Annotated in this window: 4 protein-coding genes; all 4 read left to right on the top strand. The window is 65.8% G+C overall.

All coding sequences use genetic code 11. The features are described from left to right. On the top strand, nt 1-1,809 hold a 1,809-nt coding region (locus AC1DSD_RS18050; RefSeq protein ID WP_478032030.1), incomplete at its 5' end, for a beta strand repeat-containing protein. Between the two features lie 178 nt (nt 1,810-1,987). Further along, nucleotides 1,988-3,775, top strand: coding sequence for a type I secretion system permease/ATPase (locus tag AC1DSD_RS18045; protein WP_478032028.1), 1,788 nt, complete (start codon nt 1,988-1,990; stop codon nt 3,773-3,775). Beyond that, on the top strand, nt 3,772-5,112 hold the full coding sequence (locus tag AC1DSD_RS18040; protein ID WP_478032026.1) for an HlyD family type I secretion periplasmic adaptor subunit: 1,341 nt from the start codon (nt 3,772-3,774) through the stop codon (nt 5,110-5,112). Before AC1DSD_RS18045 ends, AC1DSD_RS18040 begins: the two co-directional genes overlap by 4 nt. Nucleotides 5,113-5,224: 112 nt before the next feature. Further along, nucleotides 5,225-6,742, top strand: coding sequence for a tryptophan halogenase family protein (locus AC1DSD_RS18035; protein ID WP_478032024.1), 1,518 nt, complete (start codon nt 5,225-5,227; stop codon nt 6,740-6,742). Nucleotides 6,743-6,770: the final 28 nt, after the last annotated feature.

Genomic DNA, 6,770 nt, shown 5'->3' with positions numbered 1-6,770 from the left:
CTGACCCTGACCGGCGGTCTGGCGATCGACGGCACCGGCAATGCCGGCGCCAATGTCATTCACGGCAATAGCGCTGCGAACACGCTCAACGGTGCTGGCGGGGCCGACACGCTCTATGGCGGTGGCGGCGACGACACCTACATCGTCGACAATGCCGGCGTGCAGATCGTCGAGAATGCCAATGAAGGCACCGACACGGTACGGTCGTCGCTGAGCTACACGCTCGGCGCCAATGTCGAGACCCTGGTGCTCACCGGCACCGCCAACATCAACGGCTATGGCAATGCCGGCCAGAACGTGATCACCGGCAATGCCGGCAGCAACCAGCTCGATGGCGGCGGCGGCGGCGACACGCTCCAGGGTGGTGCCGGCAATGACGTCTATTATGTGCGCAACGCCGGCGATGTGATCGTCGAGAATGCCAATGAAGGCACCGCCGATACCGTGCTGGCGACGGTCAGCTACACGCTGACGGCGGCAGCCCAGGTCGAGCGGCTGTCGGCATCGGACGCCAATGCGACCGTCGCGCTTAATCTCACCGGCAATGCGTTCTCGCATCTGATCCAGGGCAATGCCGGGGTGAACACGCTGACCGGCGGCAGCGGCAATGACAATCTCTATGGCTATGCCGGCGACGACCGGCTCGATGGCGGGCAGGGGACCGACACGCTGTACGGCGGCGTGGGCAACGACACTTATGTCGTCGACAGCCTGAGCGATGTGATCGTCGAGAATGCCAATGAAGGCACCGACACGGTCGAGACGGCGATCACTTACTCGCTGGCGGCTCTCGCCAATGTCGAGAACCTGACCCTGGCCGGCAATGCGGCGATCGACGGCACCGGCAATGCGCTCGACAACATAATCCGCGGCAACTCGGCGGCGAACACGCTCAACGGCGGCGGCGGTACCGACATGCTCTACGGTGGCGCGGGCGACGATATTTATGTGATCGGCGATGCCCATGCCAAGGTGGTCGAGCTCGTGGGCGAAGGCAATGACAGTGTCCAGGCGTCGGTCAGCTACTCGCTGGCGGGCATGAGCAACATCGAGACGCTTCAGCTGACGGGCACGGCGAACATCAACGCGACCGGCAATGGCGAGCACAACATCCTGATCGGCAATGCCGGCAGCAACGTGCTCGATGGCGCGGGTGGCGGCGACGCGCTCCAGGGCGGGGCGGGCAACGATGTCTATTATGTGCGCAACGCCGGCGATGCGATCGTCGAGAATGCCAATGAAGGCACCGCCGATACCGTGCTGGCGACGGTCAGCTACACGCTGACGGCGGCAGCCCAGGTCGAGCGGCTGGCGGCATCGGACGCCAATGCGACGACGGCGATCAACCTGACCGGCAATGCCTGGTCGCACCTGATCCAGGGCAATAACGGCGCCAACATCCTGACCGGCGGCAGCGGTGCCGAAACGCTGATGGGCTATGGCGGCAACGACACGCTGTTCGGCGGCGGTGGCGCCGACAAGTTCGTGTTCGCGCACGGCACCGGCCAGGACACGATCGGCGACTTCGTGGCAGGGACCGACAAGATCGACCTCACCGCTATCGGCTTTGCCAGCTACCAGGACGTGATCAACGCCACCCACGATGTCGGCGGCAATGCGGTGATCGACCTCGGCAATGGCGACCAGCTGACCTTGACCGGGGTCACTACCGCGCAACTCCACTCAGGCGACTTCATCGGGGTCGGCAACAGCGCCGCCGCGGTGCAGATGCAGCCGTTCATGGCCGACCTCGGCACCGACGGCACCTGGCATGGTGGGATCGCCGCAATCTCGGTCCTGCATGGCTGAGCGGTAACCCGCTGTAGCGATGGGTTGGCGCAAACCAACTCCATCGCCTCGCGGGACGTTGCTGCGGTGCAACTGCGTGAGGTGGAATTGCATCTTGTGACCGCGGCAGCGTAACGATCGCATTGGATTCATTCGAGTATGCGTCTATCGATCGAGGTCGATCAGTAGAAAGCGTACAATGGCGCGCCCCGGGGGCCATAAGGAATCCGAAATTCGCGCCGCGCTGGCCAAGCTGCGCGGTGGGTTCGGCGCGATCGTCGCGCTCAGTGCGTTCATCAACCTGCTGACGATTACCGGGTCGCTGTACCTGATGCTGGTCTATGACCGCGTGTTGCCGGCGCAGAGCCTGCCGACCTTGTTCAGCGTCTTCGCGATGATCCTGATCGCTTATGCCTTTTACGGCGTGTTCGACGTGATGCGGTCGAAAATGCTGGCGGACGTCGCCGCGTCGCTCGACCGCTCGCTGTCGGGGCGCGTCCAGGCGATCGAGGCACGGATCGCGCTCGAACGGCCCGAGGCCAAGGAACAGGTCAGCCCGGTGCGCGACCTCGACCAATTGCGCGCGTTCATCGCCAGCGCGGGGCCGCCGGCGCTGATCGACCTGCCCTGGATCCTGCTGTTCCTGATCATCCTGACCGCGGTGCATTACTGGCTCGGCGTGGTGACCCTGGTCGGCATGCTGGGCCTGGCCGCGCTGACCATGGTCGCCGAGCGCGTCAGCGGGCGCCATGTCGCGGCGGTCGCGCAAGCGGCGGCGAAGCGGCGGTTGCTCGCCGATCGGCAATGGCGCCATGCCGAGATCATTACCGCGCTCGGCATGCGCGACCGGTTGATGCTGCAATGGCGGCGGATCCATCACGAGTATCTCGACCAGCAGGCGACCTTGACCGACACCACCGCGACCTTGTCGGGGGTCAGCAAGGTGGCGCGGATGGTGCTGCAATCGGTCGTGCTGACCGTTGGTGCGATGCTGGTGATCGACGGCAAGGCGACCGCGGGGATCATCTTCGCCAGCTCGATCCTGTCGGGCCGCGCGCTGGCGCCGGTCGATGCCGCGATCGCCAATTGGAAGCATTTCGTCGGTGCCCGTCAGGCCTGGGCGCGGCTCGACAAATTGTTCGGGCAAGTGCCGCCGCCGGTCGGCGAGCGCACCGAATTGCCGCCGCCCGCCAAGTCGCTGATCGTCGACACTCTCTCGTTGACCCCGCCGGGCAGCCAGCTGACCACCGTCGCCGGGGTCAGTTTCCAGGCGCAGGCGGGGCAGGTTGTCGGGATCATCGGCCCCAGCGCGTCGGGCAAGTCGTCGCTGGTGCGCGGCGTGCTCGGCGTGTGGAAAGCGGCCAAGGGTGCGGTCCGGCTCGACGCCGCGGCGATCCAGCAATGGGATAGCGAGACGCTCGGCCGCTCGATCGGCTATGTCCCGCAATCGGTCGAATTGTTCGCCGGCACGATCGCCGAGAATATCGCGCGGTTCGAGGTCGGTGCGCCGTCCGACGTGGTGATCGCCGCGGCCAAGGCGGCGGGCGTGCACGAACTGATCGTGCAATTGCCGGGCGGCTACGACCTCCAGGTCGGCGAGGACGGTCAGCAATTGTCCGCCGGCCAGCGTCAGCGGATCGCGCTTGCCCGCGCGCTCTATCGCGACCCGTTCCTGGTCGTGCTCGATGAACCCAATTCGAACCTCGACCCCGATGGCGAGGTGGCACTGGCGCGTGCGGTCGCCGGGGTGAAGGCGCGCGGCGGCATCGTCCTGCTGGTCGCGCATCGCCGCGAGATATTGAGCGTGGTCGATCTGTTGCTGGTGATGCGCGGCGGCACCGCGCAAGCCTTCGGTCCGCGCGACGAGGTGTTGGCCAAGCTCGCGCCGCCACCGCAGCAAGCACCCCGGTCCGATCCGGTGGCGCGCGGCGGGAATGGCGGCAAGGGACCCGGCGGACTGGTCGTCAGCAAGAAGGCCGGGCAATGACCGCGCAAGTCCCCCTCCACGCTTTCTGGCCCGATGCCGAGCCCGATCCCGGTGCCGAGCGGCTGCGTCTCCGTACGCGGCGCGCTTATGTGCTGATCGCCGCTTTGGTGCTCGGCTTTTTCGGTCTGTCGGCGATCCTCCAGGTCGGCGGCGCGGTGGTCGGGTCGGGCGAGGTCGCGGTCGAATCGAACGTGAAGACGCTGATCCATCCGACCGGCGGCATCCTCAAGGCGCTGATGGTCCGCGACGGCGATCATGTCGCCAAGGGGCAGCTGCTGATGCGGCTCGACCAGGGCGTGTCGTCGGTCGGCGCCGAGTCCGCCGCGTTGGGCCTTGAGCAATTGCTCGCGCGGCGCGCGCGGCTCGAAGCGGAACGTGACGGCGCCTCCTCGATCCTGTTCCCGCCCGACCTCACCGCCAAGGCCGACGCGCGTGCCAGCGAAGCGATGGCACGCGAGCGGCAATTGTTCGCGCTGCGCCGGCGCGAGCGCGACGGATCGATCGCATTGCTCAATCAGCGCGTGCGCCAATATGATGAGCAGATCGCCAGCTATCAGGCGCAGATCGCGGCGATCGAAAGCCAGATGACCCTGATCGAGCCCGAGCTCGCCGGGCTGCGCAAACTCCACGACCGCCAGCTGGTGACGATCAACCGCCTCAACGAGATGGAGCGCACCGCGGTCCAGATGAAGGGCAGCAAGGCGGCGCTCGAATCGAACATCGCCGAGGCGCGTGCGCATATTTCCGAGGCGAACGAGCAGATCCTCAACGTCGACAAGCAGATCCGCAGCGACGCCGGCACCCAGCTGGCCGAGGTGGTCGGCCAGCTCAACGACCAGCAGGTGCGTGTCGCCACCACCAGCGACACGGTCGACCGCAGCGAAATCCGCGCGCCGCAATCGGGCGTGGTCGACAAGATCGCCTATACCACGATCGGCAGCGCGGTGCCGCCGGCGCAGCCGCTGCTCCAGATCGTGCCCGATCGCGACACTATGATCGTCGAGGCGCGGATTCGCCCGCAGGATGTCGACCAGGTTCGCGTCGGTCAGGCCGCGCGAGTCACCTTTTCGGGCTTCAACCGTCAGACCACGCCGGACATTTCCGGCAAGCTGATCTTCGTCTCGCCCGACCTGACCTCCGACCAGCGCACCGGCCAGAGCTATTATCGGATCAAGGTGCGGCTAGACGCCGGCACGCTGGCGAGGGCGCCGCAGATCGCGCTCAAGGCAGGCATGCCGGCCGAGACCTTCGTCGAGACCGGCGACCGCTCGATCCTGTCGTTCCTGGTCAAGCCGCTGCTCGACCAATTGCGCTATTCGATGCGCAGCGAGGGTTAGGGTGCAGACCCGCCGCTGATGGAACCGTTTACCGGGGCGGGGTGGCTGGTCTAAGGTTCGGGCAAGGCGCCGCGCACTTCGTCGATCGAACGCCGTCCGAGGGGATCATCGCATGACCGCGCCCAACGCGCCGCTCAAGACCATTACCATTGTCGGCGGCGGCACTGCGGGGTGGATGACTGCCGGGCTGCTTTCGCACCTGTTCAAGAGCTACGAGATCCGGCTGATCGAGTCGGACGAGATCGGCATCATCGGGGTGGGCGAAGCGACGATCCCGGCGATCCGCGACTATATGACCATCGCCGAGATCGATCAGGTTGAGATGATCCGCGCGACCCAGGCGACCTTCAAGCTGGGGATCGATTTCGTCGACTGGAAGAACGGCCAGGATCGTTATTTCCACGGCTTCGGGCGGATCGGCCAGGACTTCATGTGGCTGCACACGCACCAATTGTGGTTGCTCGAGCGCGCAGCGGGCAAGGGGCGACATTTCGACGATTACGCGCTCAATAGCACGGCCGGGATGGCGAACAAATTCGCCTTTCCGGATTCGCGCAACCCGGCGTCGCCACTGGCCGGCCTGGACTTCGCCTATCAGTTCGATGCGTCGCTGCTCGCGCGCTATCTGCGCGTGCGCTCGGAAGCGGCGGGGGTCGAGCGGATCGAGGGCAAGGTCGTCGACGTCAAGCTCGATGGCGAGACCGGCTATGTCGACCACCTCGTGATGGAAGACGGGCGAACGGTCGGTGGCGACCTGTTCGTCGATTGCTCGGGGATGCGCGCGCTGTTGATCGGCCAGGCGCTCGGCATCGACTATGAGGACTGGAACCACTGGCTGCTCAACGACCGCGCACTGGCGGTGCCGTGCGAGCGCGTGTCGCCGCTCACGCCTTATACTCGGGTGACCGCGCGCGATCACGGCTGGCAGTGGCGGATCCCGCTCCAGCACCGCACCGGCAACGGTCACGTCTATTCGAGCAACCACATCTCGGACGATGAAGCGGCGTCGGTGCTGCTCGCCAATCTCGATGGCAAGCCGCTCGCCGATCCGCGGCCGGTGCGGTTTCGGCCGGGCAAAAGGCGCAAGGCGTGGGAGAAGAATGTCGTCGCGATCGGCCTGTCGTCGGGGTTTCTCGAGCCGCTCGAATCGACCAGCATCCACCTCATCCAGACCGGGATCATCAAGCTGCTCGGCCTGTTCCCGCACCGCGGGTTCGCCGCCGCCGATGTTGCAGAATATAACCGCCAGCACGATTTCGAATTCACCGACGTCGACTTCATCGTCGCGCACTACAAGGTGACCGAGCGCGAGGGAACGCCTTACTGGCGCTATCTCAAGCACATGGCGGTCCCGGACAGCCTGACCGAGCGGCTTGAGCTGTTCGCGTCGTCGGGCCGCTTCTACAAGCGCGCGGCGGCCGAACTGTTCCGTGTCGAAAGCTGGGTCCAGGTGTTGCTGGGGCAGGGGTTCGCGATGGGACACGATCCCCATGCGGCGATCATGCCGGCCGAGGTCCGCAGGTCGTTCCTGGCGGATATCGAGGAAGTGATTGCCGATGCCGCGGGACGGATGCCCGATCACGCCGCCTTCATCGATCGTTATTGCAAGGCGCCGGCGATCGCCGCCTGAACGAAGAAGGGCGGATCGATAGCTCGAC

The sequence above is a fragment of the Sphingomonas sp. P4_D12 genome (assembly GCF_056401895.1).
This window is presented reverse-complemented; position numbering and strand designations above follow the sequence as displayed.

What these genes read in the sequence shown, in the direction of transcription:
- AC1DSD_RS18035 (WP_478032024.1), top strand. Translation starts at nt 5,225, where the DNA reads ATGACCGCGCCCAACGCGCCGCTCAAGACCATTACCATTGTCGGCGGC.
- AC1DSD_RS18045 (WP_478032028.1), top strand. Translation starts at nt 1,988, where the DNA reads ATGGCGCGCCCCGGGGGCCATAAGGAATCCGAAATTCGCGCCGCGCTG.
- AC1DSD_RS18040 (WP_478032026.1), top strand. Translation starts at nt 3,772, where the DNA reads ATGACCGCGCAAGTCCCCCTCCACGCTTTCTGGCCCGATGCCGAGCCC.